The sequence below is a fragment of the Aeromonas sp. QDB62 genome (assembly GCF_027705695.1).
In the GTDB taxonomy this organism is placed as follows: Bacteria; Pseudomonadota; Gammaproteobacteria; order Enterobacterales; family Aeromonadaceae; genus Aeromonas; species Aeromonas allosaccharophila.
In genome coordinates this window covers 62563-83346 of the sequence record NZ_JAPDCD010000022.1, presented here as the reverse complement: position 1 = coordinate 83346, position 20784 = coordinate 62563, and the positions used below count along the sequence as shown (strand labels likewise).

Genomic DNA, 20784 nt, shown 5'->3' with positions numbered 1-20784 from the left:
AAGGTAGCTGGTGACACGAGTGTTGAGCCCACCCAACTAGGGTGACGGAAATTTCTGGGGTTCCGGCTTACATCCCCTGACAAGGGTTTGCGGGCGTTTTTGTGGCTTGTCAGGTTACCACCTGCGCCGGGGGCTTGAATTAAATTAGATAAATCTCTTATTGATAGACAAACACACTACACTTAATACCCATTATGTTAAGTTAATCAAAATTCTTAATGCACCAAAACCTAAAAATTTAAATGGAGTAAAAATGACTTTAAAGGGGTTAGATATTCAAGAAGATTGTATCAAAGCTATTTCTAATGAATCTTTAATATTTGATATTAAGAATAAAGAGTTTTTAGAGGATATAGAAAATCTTTTATTACAGTATTTTCAAAATTTTAGTAATGATTTAAATGGAATTGAGTTTGATAATTTTTCTGTGGAGTTTTGGTTCGATGCAGGACAATTGATTATTTATCCTGAAAAAGATTTATTAGATCGTAAACCCTTTGAATCTGAATATGATTTAGATAGATTAGACCCTTATTTTTATCTAGTTTGTGAAGAATATAGGATATATTTTGATGACTTAATATCTCGAAAAGTAAGCGATCAAGTATCTGAAAAAGAAGCTATTTCTAAAACTAATGACGTAATTGATTGTGTAAGCAAAGCTATAAAAAATATAAATGATGAAAACAATCTTTTAAAGATGTTAGGCAGGCCTAAATTAGAAATAAGATATTTCGGTGTAACGAAAGAAGAACTTTTAGCAAAAGAAATTCTCGTGAAATGAAGTAGATATTTTTGTCGTATTAAGGAAAACTAAAATTAACATAATGGGCGTTATACGAATTCCCAAGGCATGGCTTTTAGTCATGCTTTTTTTATCAAAAGACTATACCTGAATGATAGCGAGCCAAATCGCATACAATATCTATCATTAGACTTAATGCAATAATTAAATGATAGTATTATCATTAATCTAATAGAATTAAGATTAAATGATAGAAATGAATACACGTATTTATCTACGAGCTTCAACTAAAGATCAAGATGCAGAAAGGGCTTTGCAGATTCTTCAGGATCTAAACCAAAACTTGAATTTGGGTGAAACCATTGTGTACGTGGAAAACTATAGTGGTACGAAGTTAGACCGACCTGAATTGAATAAGCTACTGTCAGAAGCAAATCAAGGTGACACATTGTTAGTTGAAAGTATTGACCGCTTATCACGCCTAACCCAACGAGATTTTCAAGAGCTGAAGCGCAGGATCCAGGAGAAGGGACTTCGTTTAGTCGTAGCAGATCTTCCTACTACCTACCAAATGATTCAAACCAGTGACAGCATTACTCATTCAATCTTGGAACTCATCAACAATATGTTGATTGATCTTCTGGCAACAATGGCCCGCCTAGACAATGAGAAACGTATAGAACGTATTAAGCAGGGCCTGGCACGTTCGGGTTACAAACCAACAGGCAAGAAGGCAAATGAGGCTAAACATAAACGAATAAAAGAATTGCTAGTAGTTGGCAATATGACTAAGGAAGAAATTGCCAAAGCAGTGAATTGTGGAGTTGCAACTGTCTATCGAGTTGCTAAAGTTATCTAAAAGAGGCTTATCTCAACGCGCCCCCAATGGGGCACCGCTGCATTCAGGTTACTTCACATAAGAAATTTTATGTTAAATGATTGTTAGAAATGCCCCTTGATCGAGGCATTTTCTATAAAGAATACTAAAAACTAATTAAAGCCAACCAAGTTTCAAAACAAGGCAGTTCTCAGCAATCATATTTTTAAATTATATAACTCCCAACTGAGCTTTTGCTCCAACGATAAGGCTTTCATTTTGAGTTTCTAAGGCAAATAAACCATACATCAAAGGAGAGGCCGCTGCTCTTTCTAAAGTCTGTTCATATAGTTTATTCCAAACTTTACCCCCTAGTTTTTCATACTCGATGATTAGAGTTTTGAGGCTTTCTTCTCCAAACAAAGTTACATGCCCAGCAAAATCAATCGCTGGGTCATCTATATGGGCTGTTGACCAATCAATAACGCCTGAAACAGCTCCATCCTTTGAAGCTAGTACATGCCCAGCATATAAATCGCCATGTATAAATTGGGTGAAATCTGCCCATAGAACATCATTATCCAACCATTTTCTGTAGCGGGTTTCCAATTGCTCACTTATACCAATTTCAGATTTTACTAACTGCAAATTGTTTGCTATTTCAGGTCTTAAATCTGAAGGTTTCATAATTTTCAAATCATTTTCCCGAACTTCTTTTTCAGGAATACTATGGATTTCAAATAAGGTTTTTGCCAAAGATGTTATGTATTTCGGGCTATCTTTGTCCATATTCCAAATTATTTCATAGGTTTCAGCATCCAAATTTAAAACAGGATTATCTTTAAGTATGGGATAAGCCACTAATTCTGTAGATGAAATTCTCCAATCAGGAACCTCTACAGAAAGATGTTTTTTTACCAATTCTAAAATGCGTTTTTCTTTCTTGATTTGTTCCCTCATGCCATCACGACGAGGAATACGCAGCAACCATTGTTGCCCCTTTGTATCAAGAGCAAAAACGACCTTAAAATCAATGCCCATTTCATTGAAATTCATTTTGTCCGTAAGCAACAAGCCGTGTGCTTCAGCAAGTGATTGAATATCTTGAATTGTCATTTTTAATTTCCTTTAAAGAGTTCAATAATTAATGTTCGGATTAGATTGGCTATCATTAACAATCTCTCTCAAAAGTCTTGATGATTTTGTGGTCTTTGATCTCGTAGATAATGTCAGCAATATTATCGACCAATTGCTTGTCATGAGATACGAAGATAATAGTTCCTGCATAGGACTTCATCATTGTTTCTAATGCGGCAATACTTTTTAGGTCAAGATAGTTTCCTGGTTCATCCATAAGCAAAATATTATATTTTCCTAAAAGCATTTTGGATAAAAGCAGTTTGATGATTTCACCTCCCGATAAGTCGGATAAGTTTTTTTGAATATCATTCGCTCCGATCCCCATTGAAGCCAATACTGCACGAATTTCCGCAACTGTGTACTCGCACTCTTCCTGCATAAAGGAGAGCACAGATTTATGCGTGTTAAATTTATATCCTGTTTGTGTAAAGTAGCCAATTTCAGCTTTTGGAGATATGGTTAATCCATCAGCACGTTCTGATATCATTTTTAACAAGGACGTTTTCCCTGTTCCATTCGATCCAGTTATAGCGACTTTAGCGCCAAGCGGTATTATAAAGTTAGCGTCATCAAAGATAGTACGGCTACCAAATTTTAAGCTCAGACCATCTGCCGTAATCGGGAACTTATTGTGCAGTTCTAGGGCTGAACTTTGACGAAAACGAATAGAACGCAAATGCTCTGGTGCTTGAATATCTTCTAATGCAGCCAAACGCTTTTCCATACTCTTAGCTGCCTGATACAGTTTTCTTTGCTTGGTGCCAGTCATTTTTGCATGCCCAAGTCGTCCAGCACTTTCGGTAGAGTTTTTGGATTTTTCTCCTTTTTTCTTATTGTCTAATCGATTAGCTTGCTGGCGTTTTTCTTGCACAGCAGATTCTAATCGCTCCCGTTCCTTCATCATCAGCTCATATTCTACGGCTTGGTGTTGTCGCTCTTCTTCTTTTTGACGCAAGTAATCCGAGTAACCACCCCAATATTCCGTAATTTTACCGTCTTTTAACTCCCATATCTTGTCTACAACCATATCAAGAAAATATCGGTCATGACTGATAACAAGTAATGCTCCATCAAATGCTTTAAGTTGACCAATAAGTAGATCTATTCCATTGAGATCAAGGTGGCTGGTTGGTTCATCCGCTAGAATGCCATGTACTTGTTGGGAAAATGCGGCAGCAATTTTTGCACGAGTTTCCTCTCCGCCACTCATTGTGTCGTTTTGTACATTGGAAACACCAAGGCGAGATAACATTGCCCGGTCTTCGACCGTTTCTATTTCGATTCCGCCCAGTTGGCTGATATGTGCAAAATCACCAAAACGCTGTAATGTCGCTTCGGCTAAAACAATTTCGCCATTAAGTACTTTGAGTAAACTACTCTTTCCTGCTCCGTTATCACCCACAAGACCAATACGGTCATAAGAGTGAATTTCCAATTCATCAATATCCAAAACATCACGCCCAGCATAATCCAAGCGTATGTTTCTCGCTTTAATAATTAAACTCATTTTTATTTACTCCTGTTTAGCTCTTGAAATTTTTTATGCAGCAAACAGGATTTAGGTGAAAACAAAAGCTAGCATCACAGTGTCCTCCCAAAAAAAAAGCTATTCATCCACAGGGTGGACAAATAGGGGTCGTCTCAGAAAACGGAAAATAAAGCACGCTAAGGCGTAACTACCCTCGGCTACACCGCGTCGGCACCACGCGGCTCTTTCTCCCCTTGCAGCGAAGCAATCAGCGGGCAAGAAACGTTCCCTTGCCGCGCATGGCAGGCGAACACAAGTTCGGATAGCACGGTTTCCATGCGCGCCAGGTCGGTCATTTTTTCGCGCACGTCCTGAAGCTTGTGCTCGGCCAGGCTGCTGGCTTCCTCGCAGTGGGTGCCGTCATCCAGCCTCAGCAGCTCTGCGATCTCGTCGAGGCTGAATCCGAGCCGCTGGGCTGATTTCACGAAGCGCACCCGCGTCACATCCGCCTCGCCATAGCGGCGGATGCTGCCATAGGGCTTGTCCGGCTCCGGCAACAAGCCCTTGCGCTGATAGAACCGGATTGTTTCCACGTTGACCCCGGCCGCCTTGGCGAAAACGCCAATAGTCAGATTCTCCAAATTTTTTTCCATATCGCTTGACTCCGTACATTGGTACGGAAGTAAGCTTAAGCTATCCAATCCAGATTTGAAAGGACAAGCGTATGTCTGAACCTCAAAACGGGCGCGGGGCGCTCTTCACTGGCGGGCTAGCCGCCATCCTCGCCTCGGCTTGCTGCCTGGGGCCGCTGGTTCTGATCGCCCTGGGGTTCAGCGGCGCTTGGATCGGCAACTTGACGGTGTTGGAACCTTATCGCCCGATCTTCATCGGCGCGGCGTTGGTGGCGCTGTTTTTCGCCTGGCGGCGCATCTACCGACCGGCGCAAGCCTGCAAACCAGGGGATGTGTGTGCGATTCCCCAAGTGCGCGCTACTTACAAGCTCATTTTCTGGGTCGTGGCCGCGCTGGTTCTGGTCGCGCTCGGATTTCCCTACGTCATGCCATTTTTCTATTAATCACAGGAGTTCATCATGAAAAAACTGTTTGCCTCTCTCGCCATCGCTGCCGTTGTTGCCCCCGTGTGGGCCGCCACCCAGACCGTCACGCTGTCCGTACCGGGCATGACCTGCTCCGCTTGTCCGATCACCGTCAAGAAGGCGATTTCCAAGGTCGAAGGCGTCAGCAAAGTTAACGTGACCTTCGAGACACGCGAAGCGGTTGTCACCTTCGATGATGCCAAGACCAGCGTGCAGAAGCTGACCAAGGCCACCGAAGACGCAGGCTATCCGTCCAGCGTCAAGAAGTGAGGCACTGAAAACGGCAGCGCAGCACATCTGACGCCCTTGTCTGCTACCACAAACGAAAAAGGATCTGTCGCATGACCCATCTAAAAATCACCGGCATGACCTGCGACTCGTGCGCGGCGCACGTCAAGGAAGCGCTGGAAAAAGTACCCGGCGTCCAATCTGCCATAGTGTCCTATGCCAAGGGCGCGGCCCAGCTCGCCCTTGATCCAGGCACAGCGCCGGACGCACTGACCGCCGCCGTGGCTGGCCTGGGCTACAAAGCGATGCTCGCCGATGCCCCGCCGACCGACAACCGCACTGGGCTGTTCGACAAGGTGCGCGGCTGGATGGGTGCCGCCGACAAGGGCAGCGGCGGCGAGCGCCCGTTGCAAGTCGCCGTGATCGGCAGCGGTGGAGCCGCGATGGCGGCAGCACTGAAGGCCGTCGAGCAAGGCGCGCAGGTCACGCTGATTGAGCGCGGCACCATCGGCGGCACCTGCGTCAACGTCGGTTGTGTGCCGTCCAAGATCATGATCCGCGCCGCCCACATCGCCCATCTGCGCCGGGAAAGCCCATTCGACGGCGGCATGCCACCCACACCGCCGACGATCTTGCGCGAGCGGCTGCTGGCCCAGCAGCAGGCCCGTGTCGAAGAACTCCGTCATGCCAAGTACGAAGGCATCCTGGACGGCAATTCAGCCATCACCGTTCTGCACGGTGAAGCGCGTTTCAAGGACGACCAGAGCCTTATCGTTAGTTTGAACGAGGGTGGTGAGCGCGTCGTGATGTTCGACCGCTGCCTGGTCGCCACGGGTGCCAGTCCGGCCATGCCGCCGATTCCGGGCCTGAAAGAGTCACCCTACTGGACTTCGACCGAGGCCTTGGTCAGCGACACCATTCCCGAACGCCTGGCCGTCATCGGCTCGTCGGTGGTGGCGCTGGAACTGGCGCAAGCCTTCGCCCGGCTGGGTAGCCAGGTCACGATCCTTGCGCGCAGCACGCTGTTCTTCCGCGAAGACCCTGCCATCGGCGAGGCCGTCACAGCCGCCTTCCGTGCCGAAGGAATCAAGGTACTGGAACATACGCAAGCCAGCCAAGTCGCCCATGTGGACGGCGAATTCGTGCTGACCACTGGACAGGGCGAAGTGCGCGCCGACAAGCTGCTGGTCGCCACCGGCCGGACACCGAACACGCGCAGCCTGGCATTGGAAGCGGCGGGGGTAGCCGTCAATGCGCAGGGGGCCATCGTCATCGACAAGGGCATGCGCACCAGTAGCCCGAACATCTACGCGGCCGGCGACTGCACCGACCAGCCGCAGTTCGTCTATGTGGCGGCAGCGGCCGGCACTCGTGCGGCCATTAACATGACCGGCGGCGACGCCGCCATCAATCTGACCGCGATGCCGGCCGTGGTGTTCACCGACCCGCAAGTGGCGACCGTGGGCTACAGCGAGGCGGAAGCGCACCACGATGGCATCGAAACCGACAGCCGCACGCTGACGCTCGACAACGTGCCGCGTGCGCTCGCCAACTTCGATACCCGCGGCTTCATCAAGCTGGTCATCGAGGAAGGCAGCGGACGGCTGATTGGCGTACAGGTGGTGGCCCCGGAAGCGGGCGAACTGATCCAGACGGCTGTTCTCGCCATTCGCAACCGCATGACGGTGCAGGAACTAGCCGACCAGTTGTTCCCCTACCTAACGATGGTCGAGGGCTTGAAGCTCGCGGCGCAGACCTTCAGCAAGGACGTGAAGCAACTGTCCTGCTGCGCCGGATAAGGAAAAGGAGGTGTTCGATGAACGCCTACACAGTGTCCCGACTGGCCCTTGAGGCCGGGGTGAGCGTGCATATCGTGCGCGACTACCTGCTGCGCGGATTGCTGCGGCCAGTCGCCTGCACCACGGGCGGCTACGGCTTGTTCGATGACGCCGCCTTGCAGCGGCTGTGCTTTGTGCGGGCCGCTTTTGAGGCGGGCATCGGCCTGGACGCATTGGCGCGGTTGTGCCGGGCGCTGGATGCGGCGGACTGCGATGAAACAGCCGCACAGCTTGCCGTGCTGAGTCAGTTCGTCGAACGCCGACGCGAAGCGTTGGCCGATCTGGAAGTGCAGTTGGCCGCGATGCCGACCGCGCCGGCCCAGCAAGCGGAGAGTCTGCCATGAACAGCCCCGAGCGCTTGCCGACCGAGACACACAAGCCGTTCACCGGCTACCTGTGGGGTGCGCTGGCGGTGCTCACCTGTCCCTGTCATTTGCCGATTCTCGCCATTGTGCTGGCCGGCACGACGGCCGGCGCGTTCATCGGCGAGCACTGGGGTATTGCAGCCCTCACGCTGACCGGCTTGTTTGTCCTGTCTGTGACGCGGCTGCTGCGGGCCTTCAGAGGTCGATCATGAGCGCTTCCCATTGAGACAAACCACGCTGTCGCTACGTTGCCTCATGCCGGCATCAAATTCGGCTGAGTAGCTTCTCGCCATCTGGACGTAGCTCACCCTTGGGTGAAACATGCCGATACAGGGTCTGCCGCGTGACGCCAAGTTCCTGGCACAGGTCGCCGACCTTGGTCTCTGGCTGACCCATTGCCGCCATCGCCAGCCGCAGCTTGGCGGCGGTCATCTTGAACGGCCGGCCGCCTTTCCGCCCGCGCGCGCGGGCCGAGGCTAGGCCGGCAATCGTGCGCTCCGCGATCAACTCGCGCTCGAACTCGGCCAGGGCGGCGAAGATGCCAAAGACCAGCTTGCCGGCGGCGGTCGTGGTGTCGATGGCCGCGCCGTGCCCGGTTAATACCTTCAAGCCGATGCCGCGCCCAGTCAGGTCGTGCACGGTGTTGATGAGATGTCGCAGGTCGCGTCCGAGCCGATCCAGTTTCCACACGACCAGTGTGTCGCCAGTTCGCAACGCCTTCAGGCAGCTCGTCAAGCCGGGCCGATCCTCGCGCATGCCGGATGCCTGGTCCTCGTAAAGATGTACTGGATCGACCCCGGCGGCAATCAGCGCGTCGCGCTGCAAATCGGTAGCCTGGGAGCCGTCCGCCTTCGATACCCGCATGTAGCCTATCAGCATGTCGTACCTGTCACATATACGTTCGTTTTGTCGAACCATTGCATCGCCCTTTGTGATTGGCGTATAAACACACAAACACCTATTAGCGGAGAACGCTATGAATACCATTCGCTGGAATGTCGCCGTCTCGGCCGACACCGACCAGTCGCTTCGGATGTTTCTGGCCAGCCAGGGCGGCGGCCGTAAGGGCGACCTGTCGCGCTTCATCGAAGAAGCGGTACGGGCACACATCCTGGAGCTGAGCGCTGAGCAGGCCAAGGCCGCTAACGCCCATCTGAGTGAGGCAGAATTGACCAACGCGGTTGACGAAGCGCTCGACTGGGCACGTAAGCGCTGATGCGGGTCGTGTTGGATACCAACATCCTGTTCAGCGCCCTGATCTCGCCACATGGCGCGCCCGATGCGATCTACCGTGCCTGGCGGGCGGCGCGTTTCGAGGTGGTGACCTCGCGGATGCAACTCGATGAAATTCGTCGAGCCAGCCGCTATCCCAAGCTTCAGGCCATCCTACAGCCCGCCAAGGTGGGCGCCATGATCAATAACCTGCAACGGGCTGTGGTACTGGAGCGCCTGACCATCGAGGTCGAAGCCGATGATCCGGATGACTCGTTTTTGCTGGCCATGGCCTTGGCGGGCGATGCGGACTACCTGATAACCGGTGATCGCCGCGCCGGCCTGCTGCAACGCGGGCACATCGAACGCACGCGGATCGTCACGCCCGCCGTGTTCTGCGTCGAGGTGCTGTGATCAATGCCGGTCGGTTTTCTGACTCAAGAGCAACGCGACGGTTTTGGCCGCTATGTTGATTCGCCCAGCCGTGAAGAGCTGGAACGTTACTTCCACCTGAGCGATGAAGACCGTGAAGCCATCCAGGTGCTGCGGGGTAACCATAACCGTCTGGGTTATGCCGTTCTGCTGACCACCGTCCGCTTCGTTGGCGTTCTGCCGGACAAGCCCGCCGCCGTGCCGGTGGAAGTCCTGCAGGTGCTTTGCCGACAACTGGCGATTCCAGACCCCGACTGCCTCCAGCGCTATAGCGATCATCGCCGCTGGATACATGCCACCGATATTCAGAACCGCTTTGGCTATCGTCATTTCACCGATCCGGGCATCGGCTTTCGCTTGAGCCGCTGGCTGTATGCCCTCTGCTGGACGGGCACCGACCGGCCGGGAGTGCTGTTTGAGCGAGCCACCTCGTGGCTGTTCACACAGAAAGTCCTCCTGCCTGGTGTGTCTCAACTAGAGCGCTTTATCGCCCAGTTGCGCAGTCGGGTCGAAGAACGCCTCTGGTTTACGCTGGGCCGCAGCGTGACTGAGGAACAGCGATTGCAACTGCAAGACTTGCTGACGGTGGCCGAAGGCAACCACAGCTCCCGGCTGGATCAATTGCGCTCCGGCCCGGTCATGGTCAGTGGCCCCGCGTTGATTCGGGCACTGCGCCGGCTCGATGACGTGCGCGGCATCGGCATCACCTTGCCGGCGGCGGCGCACATCCCTCCCAGCCGTATCGCCGCCCTGGCCCGCTTCGCCAACACGGCCAAGGTCACCGCGATTAATCGGCTGCCGGCGTCGCGGCGGATGGCGACACTGGTGGCCTTCGCACTCTGCCTGGAGGCGACTGCGCACGACGACGCACTGGAAGTCCTGGAGGCCTTGCTGCGCGACCTGTTCAGCAACGCGGAGAAGGCCGACAAGAAAGCCCGCATGCGCAGCCTGAAAGACCTGGATCGGTCGGCCGCGACGCTCGCCGCCGCGTGCAAGGTCGTGCTGGACAGCTCGATCAGCGATGACAACGTGCGCGCCCGGCTGTTCAACGACCTGCCGAGGACCACCCTGGAAAAGGCCCTGGAAGAGGTCAACGCGCTGATCCGCCCGGTAGATGACGTCTATTTTCTTGCATTGGAAGCGCGCTACCGCAGCGTGCGCCGCTTCCTGCCCGACCTGCTCAAGCACATCCGCTTCGGCTTCAGCCCGGCCGGCAAGGGCGTGGCGGCTAGTCTGGAGTGGCTGCAACTGAACCTGCCGCGCCGGAAGCCAGAGGATGACGCGCCGCAGGAGATCGTGGCCAAGGCTTGGCAGAAGCACATCACCCGCGAAGATGGCTCCCTCGACATGGGTGCCTATGTGTTCTGCACGCTCGATGCGCTGCGCACGGCCCTGCGCCGCCGCGATGTCTTCGTCTCGCCCAGTTGGCGCTATGCCGACCCGCGCCTTGGCCTGCTCGACGGTGCCGAATGGCTGGCGGCGCGACCGATCATCTGCCGGTCACTGGGCCTGACCATCGACGCCAAAACCACCCTGGACGCCTTGTCCGTCGAGCTGGATGCAACCTGGCTGGCAGTAGCCGCGCGCCTGCCCGACAACCCGGCGATTCAACTGAGCGAGAACACCGAGGGCAAGACCGAACTGTCGCTCGGGGCGCTGGACAAGCTGGACGAGCCCTGCTCGTTGCTGCAACTGCGGGCGGCCGTGTCTGACCTGATGCCGCGTGTCGATCTGCCGGAAATCCTCTTGGAAATCGCCGCCCGCACTGGCTTTTCCGAGGCCTTCACCCATGTCTCCGAACGCAATGCACGCGCCGACAACCTGGTCACCAGCCTCTGCGCGGTGCTGTTGGGCGGGGCCTGCAACACCGGCCTGGAGCCCTTGATCCGCACCGACAACCCGGCGCTGCGCCGTGACCGGCTGTCCTGGGTCAGCCAGAATTATATCCGCGACGACACCCTGTCAGCGGCTAACGCCATCCTGGTCGGAGCGCAAAGCCAACTGGAACTGGCCCAAGTCTGGGGTGGCGGCGAGGTCGCCTCCGCCGATGGCATGCGCTTCGTCATACCGGTGCGCACCGTGCATGCCGGCCCCAATCCGAAGTATTTCGGCACCGGCCGGGGTGTCACCTGGTACAACCTGATTTCCGACCAATTCTCCGGCCTCAACGCCATCACCGTGCCCGGCACGCTGCGCGACAGCCTGGTGTTGCTGGCGGTCGTGCTGGAACAGCAGACCGAGTTGCAGCCGACGCAAATCATGACCGACACCGGGGCCTACAGCGATGTGGTGTTCGGGCTCTTCCGCCTACTTGGCTACCACTTCAGTCCGCGGCTGGCCGATGTCGGCGGTACCCGCTTCTGGCGCACGCGCCCGGACGCGGACTACGGCAAGCTCAACGGGCTGGCCCGCCAGTCGGTCAAACTCGACCTGATCGCCGAGCACTGGGACGACCTGCTGCGCCTGGCCGGCTCGCTCAAACTCGGCCGGGTGCCGGCGACTGGCATCATGCGCACGCTGCAAACGGGAGATAGACCCACCCGGCTGGCCCAGGCGCTGGCCGAATTCGGGCGGATCGAAAAGACTCTGCACACGTTGACCTATATCGACGACGAGTCCAAGCGCCGCGCCACCCTGACCCAGTTGAACCGAGGCGAAGGCCGGCACAGCCTGGCCCGCGCCGTGTTCCACGGCAAACGCGGCGAGCTCCGCCAGCGCTACCGCGAAGGCCAGGAAGACCAGCTCGGTGCTCTGGGCCTGGTGGTGAACATCATCGTGCTGTGGAACACCCTCTACATGACGGCGGCCGTGGAACGGCTCAAGCAGCACGGCTATCCAGTGCTGGAAGAGGATTTGGCCCGGCTATCGCCGCTGATCTACGAGCACATCAACATGCTCGGGCGGTATTCCTTTGCGGTACCGGAAGAAGTTGCGCGCGGCGAGCTGCGGCCACTGCGTAATCCAGACGACGACCTGTGATCCCCCTAAACGCTATGAGCAACACCCAAGCTGCTGCTGGATCGGCGGGCACTTCACCGAGCCGAACGAACAGAAAACGCAGCAATCCCCTGGGTTGGGGCGCAGCAGCGCCTTGCAGTTGCTGCACTCGTAATAGAACTGGCAGGCGTCCGTGGGCATGGTTTCCGGCTTGGCGAAGCCGCAGCGCGGGCAAGTCAGCACGGACTCAAGGACAATGGCGCTCATCGTGACCTCACTTCTGCACTGTGGAGGGGTATCCCGCGTTCGCGGTCGCCTCAGTCAGTGCCTCGGGCTGGGCCTTATCGGGATCGTAGGTGACGGTCGCCGTCTTCTGGTCGAAATTGACCTGGACGTCACTCACGCCGGACACCTTCTCCAGCGACTTCTTGACCGTGATCGGACAGAGTCCGCACGTCATGTTCTGCACGTCGAGCGTGACGGTTTTCGGGGGAGCCGCCAGCGCCACGAAGGGCAAGGCGAAAAGCACGGCGATCAGCAGTTTGCGCATGGTTAATCTCCTTCAGTAGAACAGCGGGGCGAGCCACGGCACGGCCAATAGGCCGAGCAGCAGCACGCTGACGATCCAGAACACGAGTCGCTGTCGCACGAGCGTGCGCGGATCGGCGCAGGGTGTACCTGGCGTACAAACCTGTGGCACCAGGTAGAGCTTGCGGAATGCCAATCCCAGGAACAGTAGAGTCAACCCGATGAAGAGGGGGCGTAGTGGCTCCATCATGGTCAGAGCGCCCACCCACGTACCGCCGACACCGAGTGCCAACAGCACCAGTGGCCCGACACAGCACACCGACGCACCGATGGCGGTCAGCGAACTCGCGACCAGCGAGCCTTTCCCGGTGAGTTGCATCCCCATTCCCATCTCCTGAGCCTGATTGCCTAGGTGCTATTCTAAACTCCGTACCAAAGTACGGAATCAAGGAGAAAGTGATGGCCACAGAGCTGACCATTGGCAAGCTGGCAGACGCCGCCGGGGTGAACGTCGAGACGATCCGCTACTACCAGCGACGCGGGCTGCTGGATGAACCAGCCAAACCCTTGGGTGGCCATCGGCGCTATCCGGTGGACATGGTGAAGCGACTGCGTTTCATCAAGCGGGCTCAGGCGCTGGGTTTCACGCTCTCGGAAGTCGGTGGACTGCTGACGCTGGATGAGTCGTGCGCCTGTGCCGAAACGCGAGCACGGGCTGCACGCAAGCTCGCGTTGATCGAGCAGAAGATGGCCGACTTGGTCGTCATGCAGCAACTGTTAGGCGAACTGGTGCAGCAATGTGATGCGGGAGACGGCGGAACGATCTGCCCGATCATCGAGGCACTGATCAGAGAGTAATGCCTGGCGGGTGAGCTGGAGATCGGAAAGCCCCTTTACGGTGGGATTCAGAGCTTACGTTGGTTTTTGGTTCCATTGCTCCCCAAACCCCAATTTTCGGCGGTTTGGGCTTACACCCCCCAATTACACGCAGGCCTTCACCCTGACCGTCCGTTACGGTGAGCACGACCGACTTTTGGCCAATGCCAACTGCCAGCCCCACGGTAGCGAGGGTATGACTGATCTACCTATGCGGTAGTTTCGACATGATCACCAATGCAATAGCATTCAGGAGACGGCTAATAGGTTTTTATCCTATTACAGTCTTTCTGCCGCAATGGCCTTCGCTTTCCATGGAGGACATCAGCGGATCGACGACAAATCGACCTCTATCCGCCTAAATCCAATGTTGTTTGCGGTGTTGGCCGCCGCGTCGATGCTCTTGAACACACGCCAGCCACCGCGTTGTCGTTCCAGGACAACGGTTTCGCTCTGTTTGCCGAACTGAACCAGGTGCAGGTGGTAGCCCTGACCCATCGGCGTCGGCACGATCATCGCCTTTGAGAACCCACCCTGCTCAAAGATCCATTTCGCTTTCAGCTCTTCCATGTCATATCTCACATTTGATGAATCAATTTGCGAATATGATAGCCTGTTGCGGTGTCCTTGGGTAGCGCCTCGGTACCGGTGCGCCTCCCCTACCCCATCAGCTGAGCCTCGGGGGCGTGAACTGGCCCAGTGAGAGAGAGACGAAGAGAGCGAAAAGAAGCGAAAGAGAATGATGCAGTGGGAAATAAACCCTCAGATGGTCGGGGTTGCAGCAGGAGGTGACAGTGAAGACCCCCGCAGGGTGACTCAAGCAAGATGGCATATTATTTCGATGTCCTTCGAGGACAACCGGGCTCGCTGTCCCTGATGAACGTTAAGCCGTTCTCAGTTTGCGAAGCCACCGATATTGCGCTGGATCAATCCGCAGCAGCTCCGCAACGACCGAATCGCGCCTCTCGGCAGTCATGCGGGTCAGCAGTGACCGGACATCGGCCTCTATGCTGTCACGGCTAGCGCCTCTGACTTCTGCCTTGCCGTACCACTCATGGCCTTCAACGATCATGCCCAGCTCCATACAGACCGCGCCAAGGAGTGTGCATGGCCTGAAATTCTTGGGTTGAAGGCGGTGTGCTTCCTCTCCCATGGCCATGGCATCAGTCCTATTGCCTTGGTCACGCAATGCGCCACCATGGGTAGTCAGAATGGCGGACTTGAGTTTGGGCTGTTCCTGGCGCTTGGCCGGGATGGCAGCGAGCAGAGTGATCGCCTCACCAGATGCAGCGCATTTGCGTAAATGGCCGCTGGCATTGACCGCACTCCAAGGGTTTTTGCTGTTACGGTATTCGGCAAGCCAATGGTCGGCTTCCAGCCGGTTGTGGGCGTGAACGACCGCCTTGGTCTCATACTTGCGCCCCGTACTCTTGAGCCAGATCGTCTCGGCCTCAAGTAACCTGGTGCCAGCATCCAGTTTGTCCAGGATGGCCATGAGTGGTTTGAAGTGGTCAGGTTCGACAAAGGCAAGGACGGCGTATTTCTCCCTGAGCGCCTGGTTCTTCACCCTAGCGATCTGCTCGGGGTCGTTCACACGCTTGACCCGCTCAACGTTCAGTCGCGCTTCAATGGCTTTCAGCGCCCCCTGAATACCCTTCTTAGCTGCGACGTTATGCGCTGGGAGCTTCCGCTGTTGTTCATGCAACAGCATCATCCTCTTCACCTGCTCCGACTCTCGCTGGGGCGCTGGAGGCATCGAGGTTGTTGGTCGGTAGGAATGCACAATCTTCCGCCCCTTATAAAAGCCTGTCGCTAAACTGCGCTGCGCCCGCTCCTCACCTGACATGCGTCTGAACTCAGTGAGAGTCATATTGCCTTCGGTAAAGCCTCTCAAGGCGCTGAGGCCGTGGCTGGCGAGAATGCCATAGCTGCTGGCAGACAGCGGCTCGTTCCTGAAAATGGCCTCAAGCAGACTATGGAGCGGATCGCCAATCGAGATCGCAGCGGGTATATCATCAACAAGGTAATGCTGAGCAAGATCCATGGGAGACAACGACATCAAGAACACTCCTTGTTCAAGGCAAAACGCCACGATACTCAATTTTCAATAGAGCCACAAAAGGTGACTGCTCCCCGCCCTAACGGCGAGGCTTCCCACTTCTTAGGCCGCTACCGTCGCTGTGACGGATTTACGCTGGCCTCCATGGGCTGAAACGACGAGTCCCGCCGCTTTTAATTCCAGAATGCCTTTCTGTCTGATGTTGAGCGCGGCATTGAGGTCGCGGTCATTGATAACCAGACAGGAAGGACACTGCCAACTCCGTTCACTGAGTTTCAACTCAGTCAGCTTGTGGCCGCAACAATGGCATGTTTTAGAGCTGGCGAACCACTGGTCAACTTTGACCAGATGCACTCCTGCTGCTGTGGCTTTGTATTCCAGCTTCATGATGAAACCATGCCAGCCTGCATCACCGATGGCGCGGGCCAGCTTATGGTTTTTCATCATGTTGGCTGATTTTAGGGTCTCCACGATGATCGCTTGGCTATCGCCAATCAAGGTGCGAGAGAGTTTGTGCTGAAAATCGGCGCGGGCATTGGCTACCCGCTCGTGCAGGGCTGCCAGTTGCCGCCTTGCTTTACTGCGGTTGGCACTACCCCATTTCTTGCGAGCCAACGCCTTTTGTTTGCGCCGCAAGTTCCGGCTGGCATTGAGCAGGTGGCGCGGGTTGGCAATCTTCTTGCCGCTGGACTGGATGAGGTAGTGGGATAGTCCCATATCGCAGCCGGTCACATTCGTGATGAACGTAGGCTTGGTCGGTGCCTCGCAGCCATCCTCGCAGAGGATGGAAGCATAATATTTGCCTGTCGGGCCGCGACTGACCGTAATGCTGGACACTACGCCAACAATGTCACGATGAATGACTGCCTTGATAGGCGTCATCTTCGGCAATTGGATGGCCTCAGCCAGCACTTTCCCGTTGGGGTGATAGCTTGATTGTCTGCCCCGCTTGCTCTTGAAGGTGGGCATTTGAGCCTTGAGCTTGGGATTGAAGAAGTTGGCGAATGCCTTATCCAGATTGATCACCGCCTGCTGCAAGGCTTGCGAATCGTACTCTTTCAGCCAGCCGTATTTGCGCGACCTTTTCGCTACTGCAAGCAGGGGTTTCAGGTCACGCTTTGGCGAAAGCGATACGCCATGACGTTGATACATGTGGCGTTTGAGTTGAAGGGCCTTGTTGTACGCGAACCGCACTGCGCCGAACTGGGCATTGAGGAATGCCGCTTGTTCGTCGGTGGGGTAGATGCGTACCTTAGGTGGAACCCATGATGAACAACATACTGATCATGTTCAGCTTCTTCAAAGATACCTTGTTCTTGTCACCTTGATAGCCAAAGCGGAGGATCAGGCCGTTCAACCCTTCCAGCGTCCCCAGGTAGTGGCCGAAGAAGGACTTGAAGATGGCAACCAGCGCAATAATGGACGCCGCATACTCCAGCGTGGTGGCAAACGCAGACTTGCTGCCAGTCATCGAGGAGAAGTGGTTGGCCAGATAGGAGAGCACAGGAATATTCTGGGCCTTGGCTTCCGCCATATTTTGCGGCGACAGGGTAAACAGACAGCTGAAGGCGAAAAACATCACCACGGCAACCATCAGCATGCTGGCACCAGAGATAATTTTGGAGCAGCGCTTCTCGGTAAAATCGCGACCAAACTCGTGCTCATACTCTTCCCGCTTGGAGACAATGAAAGAGGAGACAATTGGCGAGAAGTTGAAGGAGAAGACCATGATGGAGATGCCAAGCCAGACGGTAACCAGAATACCATCGTGACCGAACATGGATATTTCACTCAGGTTGACCTGATCAAATACTGCGCTGTTCCAGTAGGGCACCAGCGACAGGGAGATAACGATCAGGCTGGCGATAAAGGGAAACACCAGATAGCTCATCACCTTGACCATCAGATCCTTACCGAAGTAGATCACAAAGGCCATCAACAGCAGAAGTCCAAGAGCAACAACACCCCGATTGAGCGGAACCAGTTGCAGTTGATGTTCCCAGAACGCCATAAAGGTATTGGTAATGGTGACCCCATATATCCAGAGCAGGGGGCAGATGGCAAAGAAGTAGAGGAAGGTAATCACCACACCGCCCATCTTGCCGAAATGCTCTTCGACAGTTTCGGTGATATTGGCGGAAGGATTACTGCCGGAGAGGCATAATCTGGCAAGAGCCCGGTGACAATAAAATGCGATGGGATAGGCCAATATCATCATAATCAATATCGGGATCAGACCACCATATCCGGCCCGGATCGGGAAAAATAGTACTCCGGCACCAATTGCCGTACCGAACAGACCCAACCCCCAAGTGGTATCAGATTTACGCCAGGCACGCGTATTCTCTTTACTATTACTGGTCGCAACACTGTCTAATATCATGACTGCATTCCTTACAGGCTAAATTGACGAATATTGTTCTGTTCGATAATTTCAGCAATTCGGGTCAGATCGATGTTGCCACCAGAAATAATGCTGACGGTTTTTTTACCTGCTACGTAATGTTTCAGCTTGCCGCTGAGCAGCGCGGCAGAGGCAAGTGCGCCCGCCCCTTCCGTAATGATTTTATTGCGCTGGATCATGTCGACCATGCTGTGACGAATATCGTCCTCGGTAACCAGCACAATATCGTCCACCAATTGCTTGACGATTTCGAAGGTCAGCGAACCGGGTCTTGCCACATCACAACCATCTGCCAACGTGCTGCTGGTTCTGTGATTGGTCATGGTACCGGCATAGAAAGAGGCCGCCATGCCGTGCACATTCTCGGATTGCACACCGATGACCTTGATGGTCGGATTGATGGATTTGATAGCCATGGCAACACCAGCAATCAAACCACCGCCACCAATCGGTACTATGATGTTATCGACATCATATAAATCTTCGATAATTTCCAGACCAATCGTTCCCTGGCCAGCAATCACTTTTTCGTCATCGAAGGGAGGAATAAATACCCGACCTTCCATTTCAACTATTTCACTGACTTTAGCGATGGTATCGTTGAAGCTATTACCGTGGAGGATCACTTCCGCTGAATAATCGCTGGTTGCGGCAATTTTAGATTTGGGAGCGCAGCAGGGCATGACCACCTTGGCATCGATGCCAAGCATGGCACTGGAGAGCGATACACCTTGGGCATGGTTGCCAGCCGAGCAGGCGACAACACCTTTTTGCCGGTCTTCAAGACTTAATGAACTGAGTTTGTTGAAGGCACCACGGATTTTAAACGATCCGGTACGTTGCATGTTTTCCAGCTTGAGGTAAACCTCGCCATGACAACGTTCACTGATGTAATTTGAGGGTAGTTGCGCGGTCTTGTATATATGATTGGTCAGTCTTTTTTTGGCTTCAGTAATATCATGAAGACCAATGGGCAGATTGCTATACATCTTCATCGCAAATCTCTTTTTATTTATTAATTTGTAGGGTTTTATTTCACTAAGCGCAGCGATACTAGGTTTTATCATCTGCAATTAATGTGAGCATCAACACAAAAAAACATGCAAAGAGACTAGCTCATTGTGAAATTATCAAAAAATGTGACAACGGCAACACTCGAATCCCAATGGATTAGAAAATATAATCAATAATACTGAAATTATATAATTAACAACTACCAAACAAAGCATTAAAGGTTAGATTTATTAATGCAAAAACTGCTCTGTCATTCCGTCCCTATGAGCACAGATATCCTGCTCGCGATGTTTGCACCGATCGGGTAGCTGGCAAATAAAAAAGGGAGCCGCAATGGCTCCCTTTTCAGTGATGTGAACACCCGCTTATTCTGCGGCGGCGTCATCCTGCTTGTACTTGGCGGCAGTTTCCTTGATCAGGGTCTGCAACTCGCCAGCCTGGAACATCTCGATCATGATGTCACAGCCGCCGACCAGCTCACCCTCAACCCACAGCTGGGGGAAGGTCGGCCAGTTGGCGAATTTTGGCAATTCGGCGCGGATATCCGGATTTTGCAGGATATCAACGTATGCAAACGGCTCGCCGCAGGACATCAGAGCCTGGGAGGCCTGGGCAGAGAAGCCACAGCTGGGTAGCTTGGGGGAGCCCTTCATGTAGATGATGATGGGGTTATCAGCCAGCTGCTGCTTAATCTTTTCAATAGTTTCCATAGGTGCCTCACTAGAGCGATTTCGGCGGCCATTCTACTGCAATCTTGCCCGAGCACAAACTGACAAAGGGGTGACCCGGTTAGAATTGCGCAAAGAACCCACTCAGGCTTGATCACGATCATGGCGCCAATCAAGAGTTGTTAGGCCATCTTTGATACTGCTACAATCCCTTGGCTTTGGGCTACCCAGCCCCATCATTTTAAAAACAACTCTTTTCACATATAGAAAAGAGTACGCAATGTCTTGCAACCGTCGCCTTCGCACGGTCCAGCCAATGGAGAGTAGAAAATGGCATTCGAACTTCCCGCTCTGCCCTATGCAATCAACGCTCTGGAACCGCACATCTCCCAGGAAACTCTGGAATATCACCACGGCAAGCACCACAACACCTACGTGGTCAACCTGAACAATCTGGTGCCGGGTACCGAGTTTGAAGGCAAGTCTCTGGAAGAGATCATCAAGACCTCCAGCGGCGGCATCTTCAACAACGCCGCCCAGATCTGGAACCACACTTTCTACTGGCACTGCCTCTCCCCGAATGGCGGTGGCGAGCCGACTGGCGCACTGGCTGATGCCATCAACAAGGCATTCGGCTCCTTCGCCGAGTTCAAAGATGCCTTCACCAAATCTGCCATCGGCAACTTCGGTTCCAGCTGGACTTGGCTGGTGAAGAAAGCTGACGGCTCTCTGGCCATCGTCAACACCTCCAACGCCGGTTGCCCGCTGACTGAAGCCGGTACCACCCCGCTGCTGACCGTTGACCTGTGGGAGCATGCCTACTATATCGATTTCCGCAACCTGCGTCCGAAGTACATGGAAACCTTCTGGACCCTGGTGAACTGGGAATTCGTGGCCAAGAACCTGGCTGCCTAATCAGCCTCGCTTGCCAAAACGCCCCGCACTGCGGGGCGTTTT

Annotated in this window: 25 protein-coding genes; 12 read left to right on the top strand and 13 right to left on the bottom strand. The window is 53.9% G+C overall.

Annotation, left to right across the window (positions count from 1 at the left end):
* Positions 1-253: 253 nt before the first annotated feature.
* Together OKC27_RS12720 and OKC27_RS12715 are read left to right on the top strand one after the other, a co-directional pair.
* Complete coding sequence (locus tag OKC27_RS12720; RefSeq protein ID WP_000172759.1) at positions 254-784, top strand: hypothetical protein; 531 nt, start codon at positions 254-256, stop codon at positions 782-784.
* 217 nt (positions 785-1001) lie between these two features.
* Entirely contained in the window at positions 1002-1604 is a 603-nt protein-coding gene (locus OKC27_RS12715) for a recombinase family protein (RefSeq protein ID WP_012308657.1), read from the top strand.
* 189 nt (positions 1605-1793) lie between these two features.
* Here the strand turns inward: OKC27_RS12715 and OKC27_RS12710 are convergent, their stop codons facing one another.
* From OKC27_RS12710 to OKC27_RS12700, 3 genes are all read right to left on the bottom strand, one after another.
* Positions 1794-2678 carry an Mph(E) family macrolide 2'-phosphotransferase gene (locus OKC27_RS12710; protein ID WP_000155092.1) on the bottom strand — a complete coding sequence of 295 codons (885 nt, stop codon included), beginning with the start codon at positions 2676-2678 and terminating at the stop codon, positions 1794-1796.
* Between the two features lie 55 nt (positions 2679-2733).
* On the bottom strand, positions 2734-4209 hold the full coding sequence (gene msr(E) / locus OKC27_RS12705; RefSeq protein ID WP_000052512.1) for an ABC-F type ribosomal protection protein Msr(E): 1476 nt from the start codon (positions 4207-4209) through the stop codon (positions 2734-2736).
* A gap of 179 nt (positions 4210-4388) precedes the next feature.
* Positions 4389-4823 (bottom strand): mercury resistance transcriptional regulator MerR, encoded by a 435-nt coding sequence (locus tag OKC27_RS12700; protein WP_000414383.1) that lies wholly within the window; start codon positions 4821-4823, stop codon positions 4389-4391.
* A 71-nt stretch (positions 4824-4894) separates the two neighbouring features.
* On the opposite strand from OKC27_RS12700, the gene OKC27_RS12695 reads away from it, so the two are divergent.
* The 5 genes from OKC27_RS12695 to merE all read left to right on the top strand — a co-directional run bounded on the left by OKC27_RS12695 (position 4895) and on the right by merE (position 7909).
* Positions 4895-5245 carry a mercuric transport protein MerT gene (locus tag OKC27_RS12695; RefSeq protein ID WP_001294666.1) on the top strand — a complete coding sequence of 117 codons (351 nt, stop codon included), beginning with the start codon at positions 4895-4897 and terminating at the stop codon, positions 5243-5245.
* Between the two features lie 15 nt (positions 5246-5260).
* Complete coding sequence (gene merP / locus OKC27_RS12690; protein WP_000732290.1) at positions 5261-5536, top strand: mercury resistance system periplasmic binding protein MerP; 276 nt, start codon at positions 5261-5263, stop codon at positions 5534-5536.
* Positions 5537-5607: 71 nt separating this feature from the next.
* A complete protein-coding gene (gene merA / locus OKC27_RS12685; protein ID WP_003090700.1) occupies positions 5608-7293 on the top strand; it encodes a mercury(II) reductase in 1686 nt (561 codons plus the stop codon).
* A 17-nt stretch (positions 7294-7310) separates the two neighbouring features.
* Positions 7311-7676, top strand: a complete 366-nt coding sequence (gene merD, locus OKC27_RS12680) for a mercury resistance co-regulator MerD (protein ID WP_003090698.1) — start codon at positions 7311-7313, stop codon at positions 7674-7676.
* Positions 7673-7909 carry a broad-spectrum mercury transporter MerE gene (gene merE, locus OKC27_RS12675; protein WP_003090697.1) on the top strand — a complete coding sequence of 79 codons (237 nt, stop codon included), beginning with the start codon at positions 7673-7675 and terminating at the stop codon, positions 7907-7909. Before merD ends, merE begins: the two co-directional genes overlap by 4 nt.
* 52 nt (positions 7910-7961) lie before the next feature.
* Here merE and OKC27_RS12670 read toward each other — a convergent pair whose 3' ends face one another.
* On the bottom strand, positions 7962-8576 hold the full coding sequence (locus OKC27_RS12670) for a recombinase family protein (RefSeq protein ID WP_000904941.1): 615 nt from the start codon (positions 8574-8576) through the stop codon (positions 7962-7964).
* A 97-nt stretch (positions 8577-8673) separates the two neighbouring features.
* Here OKC27_RS12670 and OKC27_RS12665 point away from each other — a divergent pair, with 97 nt between their 5' ends.
* From OKC27_RS12665 to OKC27_RS12655, 3 genes are read left to right on the top strand one after another with little or no spacing between them, the layout of a single operon-like run.
* Positions 8674-8913 (top strand): ribbon-helix-helix domain-containing protein, encoded by a 240-nt coding sequence (locus tag OKC27_RS12665; protein ID WP_003089107.1) that lies wholly within the window; start codon positions 8674-8676, stop codon positions 8911-8913.
* Positions 8914-8921: 8 nt separating this feature from the next.
* Entirely contained in the window at positions 8922-9323 is a 402-nt protein-coding gene (locus tag OKC27_RS12660) for a putative toxin-antitoxin system toxin component, PIN family (RefSeq protein ID WP_435829593.1), read from the top strand.
* A 3-nt stretch (positions 9324-9326) separates the two neighbouring features.
* A complete protein-coding gene (locus OKC27_RS12655; protein WP_270694401.1) occupies positions 9327-12320 on the top strand; it encodes a Tn3 family transposase in 2994 nt (997 codons plus the stop codon).
* A 12-nt stretch (positions 12321-12332) separates the two neighbouring features.
* Here the strand turns inward: OKC27_RS12655 and OKC27_RS12650 are convergent, their stop codons facing one another.
* From OKC27_RS12650 to OKC27_RS12640, 3 genes are read right to left on the bottom strand one after another with little or no spacing between them, the layout of a single operon-like run.
* A complete protein-coding gene (locus OKC27_RS12650; RefSeq protein WP_003089113.1) occupies positions 12333-12545 on the bottom strand; it encodes a GDCCVxC domain-containing (seleno)protein in 213 nt (70 codons plus the stop codon).
* A gap of 7 nt (positions 12546-12552) precedes the next feature.
* Positions 12553-12828: a mercury resistance system periplasmic binding protein MerP gene (merP, locus tag OKC27_RS12645; RefSeq protein ID WP_003150552.1), complete on the bottom strand. Its 276-nt coding sequence runs from the start codon at positions 12826-12828 to the stop codon at positions 12553-12555.
* A 12-nt stretch (positions 12829-12840) separates the two neighbouring features.
* Complete coding sequence (locus OKC27_RS12640) at positions 12841-13191, bottom strand: mercuric transporter MerT family protein (protein ID WP_003089115.1); 351 nt, start codon at positions 13189-13191, stop codon at positions 12841-12843.
* A gap of 74 nt (positions 13192-13265) precedes the next feature.
* Between OKC27_RS12640 and merR the strand changes: the two genes are divergently transcribed.
* On the top strand, positions 13266-13664 hold the full coding sequence (gene merR / locus OKC27_RS12635) for an Hg(II)-responsive transcriptional regulator (protein ID WP_003089120.1): 399 nt from the start codon (positions 13266-13268) through the stop codon (positions 13662-13664).
* 342 nt (positions 13665-14006) lie between these two features.
* On the opposite strand, the gene OKC27_RS12630 is transcribed toward merR, so the two are convergent.
* From OKC27_RS12630 to OKC27_RS12605, 6 genes are all read right to left on the bottom strand, one after another.
* Entirely contained in the window at positions 14007-14252 is a 246-nt protein-coding gene (locus OKC27_RS12630; protein WP_101618213.1) for a plasmid replication protein RepB, read from the bottom strand.
* A 313-nt stretch (positions 14253-14565) separates the two neighbouring features.
* Positions 14566-15741 (bottom strand): hypothetical protein, encoded by a 1176-nt coding sequence (locus OKC27_RS12625; RefSeq protein WP_101618215.1) that lies wholly within the window; start codon positions 15739-15741, stop codon positions 14566-14568.
* Positions 15742-15843: 102 nt separating this feature from the next.
* Positions 15844-16986, bottom strand: a complete 1143-nt coding sequence (locus OKC27_RS12620) for an RNA-guided endonuclease TnpB family protein (RefSeq protein ID WP_270670403.1) — start codon at positions 16984-16986, stop codon at positions 15844-15846.
* A gap of 7 nt (positions 16987-16993) precedes the next feature.
* Entirely contained in the window at positions 16994-18124 is a 1131-nt protein-coding gene (gene tdcC / locus OKC27_RS12615) for a threonine/serine transporter TdcC (protein WP_270806350.1), read from the bottom strand.
* An 11-nt stretch (positions 18125-18135) separates the two neighbouring features.
* Entirely contained in the window at positions 18136-19140 is a 1005-nt protein-coding gene (gene tdcB, locus OKC27_RS12610; protein ID WP_182937945.1) for a bifunctional threonine ammonia-lyase/L-serine ammonia-lyase TdcB, read from the bottom strand.
* A 384-nt stretch (positions 19141-19524) separates the two neighbouring features.
* Entirely contained in the window at positions 19525-19869 is a 345-nt protein-coding gene (locus OKC27_RS12605) for a Grx4 family monothiol glutaredoxin (RefSeq protein ID WP_234603732.1), read from the bottom strand.
* Positions 19870-20157: 288 nt separating this feature from the next.
* Between OKC27_RS12605 and sodB the strand changes: the two genes are divergently transcribed.
* On the top strand, positions 20158-20742 hold the full coding sequence (gene sodB, locus OKC27_RS12600) for a superoxide dismutase [Fe] (protein ID WP_058052856.1): 585 nt from the start codon (positions 20158-20160) through the stop codon (positions 20740-20742).
* The last annotated feature ends 42 nt before the right edge of the window (positions 20743-20784 follow it).

Coding starts and splice junctions, on each gene's coding strand:
- merP (WP_003150552.1), bottom strand. CDS start 12,828: ATGCGCAAACTGCTGATCGCCGTGCTTTTCGCCTTGCCCTTCGTGGCG.
- OKC27_RS12695 (WP_001294666.1), top strand. CDS start 4,895: ATGTCTGAACCTCAAAACGGGCGCGGGGCGCTCTTCACTGGCGGGCTA.
- merD (WP_003090698.1), top strand. CDS start 7,311: ATGAACGCCTACACAGTGTCCCGACTGGCCCTTGAGGCCGGGGTGAGC.
- OKC27_RS12715 (WP_012308657.1), top strand. CDS start 1,002: ATGAATACACGTATTTATCTACGAGCTTCAACTAAAGATCAAGATGCA.
- OKC27_RS12670 (WP_000904941.1), bottom strand. CDS start 8,576: ATGCTGATAGGCTACATGCGGGTATCGAAGGCGGACGGCTCCCAGGCT.
- OKC27_RS12720 (WP_000172759.1), top strand. CDS start 254: ATGACTTTAAAGGGGTTAGATATTCAAGAAGATTGTATCAAAGCTATT.
- OKC27_RS12605 (WP_234603732.1), bottom strand. CDS start 19,869: ATGGAAACTATTGAAAAGATTAAGCAGCAGCTGGCTGATAACCCCATC.
- merE (WP_003090697.1), top strand. CDS start 7,673: ATGAACAGCCCCGAGCGCTTGCCGACCGAGACACACAAGCCGTTCACC.
- tdcC (WP_270806350.1), bottom strand. CDS start 18,124: ATGATATTAGACAGTGTTGCGACCAGTAATAGTAAAGAGAATACGCGT.
- merR (WP_003089120.1), top strand. CDS start 13,266: ATGGCCACAGAGCTGACCATTGGCAAGCTGGCAGACGCCGCCGGGGTG.
- merP (WP_000732290.1), top strand. CDS start 5,261: ATGAAAAAACTGTTTGCCTCTCTCGCCATCGCTGCCGTTGTTGCCCCC.
- OKC27_RS12710 (WP_000155092.1), bottom strand. CDS start 2,678: ATGACAATTCAAGATATTCAATCACTTGCTGAAGCACACGGCTTGTTG.
- merA (WP_003090700.1), top strand. CDS start 5,608: ATGACCCATCTAAAAATCACCGGCATGACCTGCGACTCGTGCGCGGCG.
- OKC27_RS12655 (WP_270694401.1), top strand. CDS start 9,327: ATGCCGGTCGGTTTTCTGACTCAAGAGCAACGCGACGGTTTTGGCCGC.
- sodB (WP_058052856.1), top strand. CDS start 20,158: ATGGCATTCGAACTTCCCGCTCTGCCCTATGCAATCAACGCTCTGGAA.
- OKC27_RS12630 (WP_101618213.1), bottom strand. CDS start 14,252: ATGGAAGAGCTGAAAGCGAAATGGATCTTTGAGCAGGGTGGGTTCTCA.
- OKC27_RS12650 (WP_003089113.1), bottom strand. CDS start 12,545: ATGAGCGCCATTGTCCTTGAGTCCGTGCTGACTTGCCCGCGCTGCGGC.
- OKC27_RS12700 (WP_000414383.1), bottom strand. CDS start 4,823: ATGGAAAAAAATTTGGAGAATCTGACTATTGGCGTTTTCGCCAAGGCG.
- OKC27_RS12640 (WP_003089115.1), bottom strand. CDS start 13,191: ATGGGGATGCAACTCACCGGGAAAGGCTCGCTGGTCGCGAGTTCGCTG.
- tdcB (WP_182937945.1), bottom strand. CDS start 19,140: ATGAAGATGTATAGCAATCTGCCCATTGGTCTTCATGATATTACTGAA.
- OKC27_RS12625 (WP_101618215.1), bottom strand. CDS start 15,741: ATGTCGTTGTCTCCCATGGATCTTGCTCAGCATTACCTTGTTGATGAT.
- OKC27_RS12665 (WP_003089107.1), top strand. CDS start 8,674: ATGAATACCATTCGCTGGAATGTCGCCGTCTCGGCCGACACCGACCAG.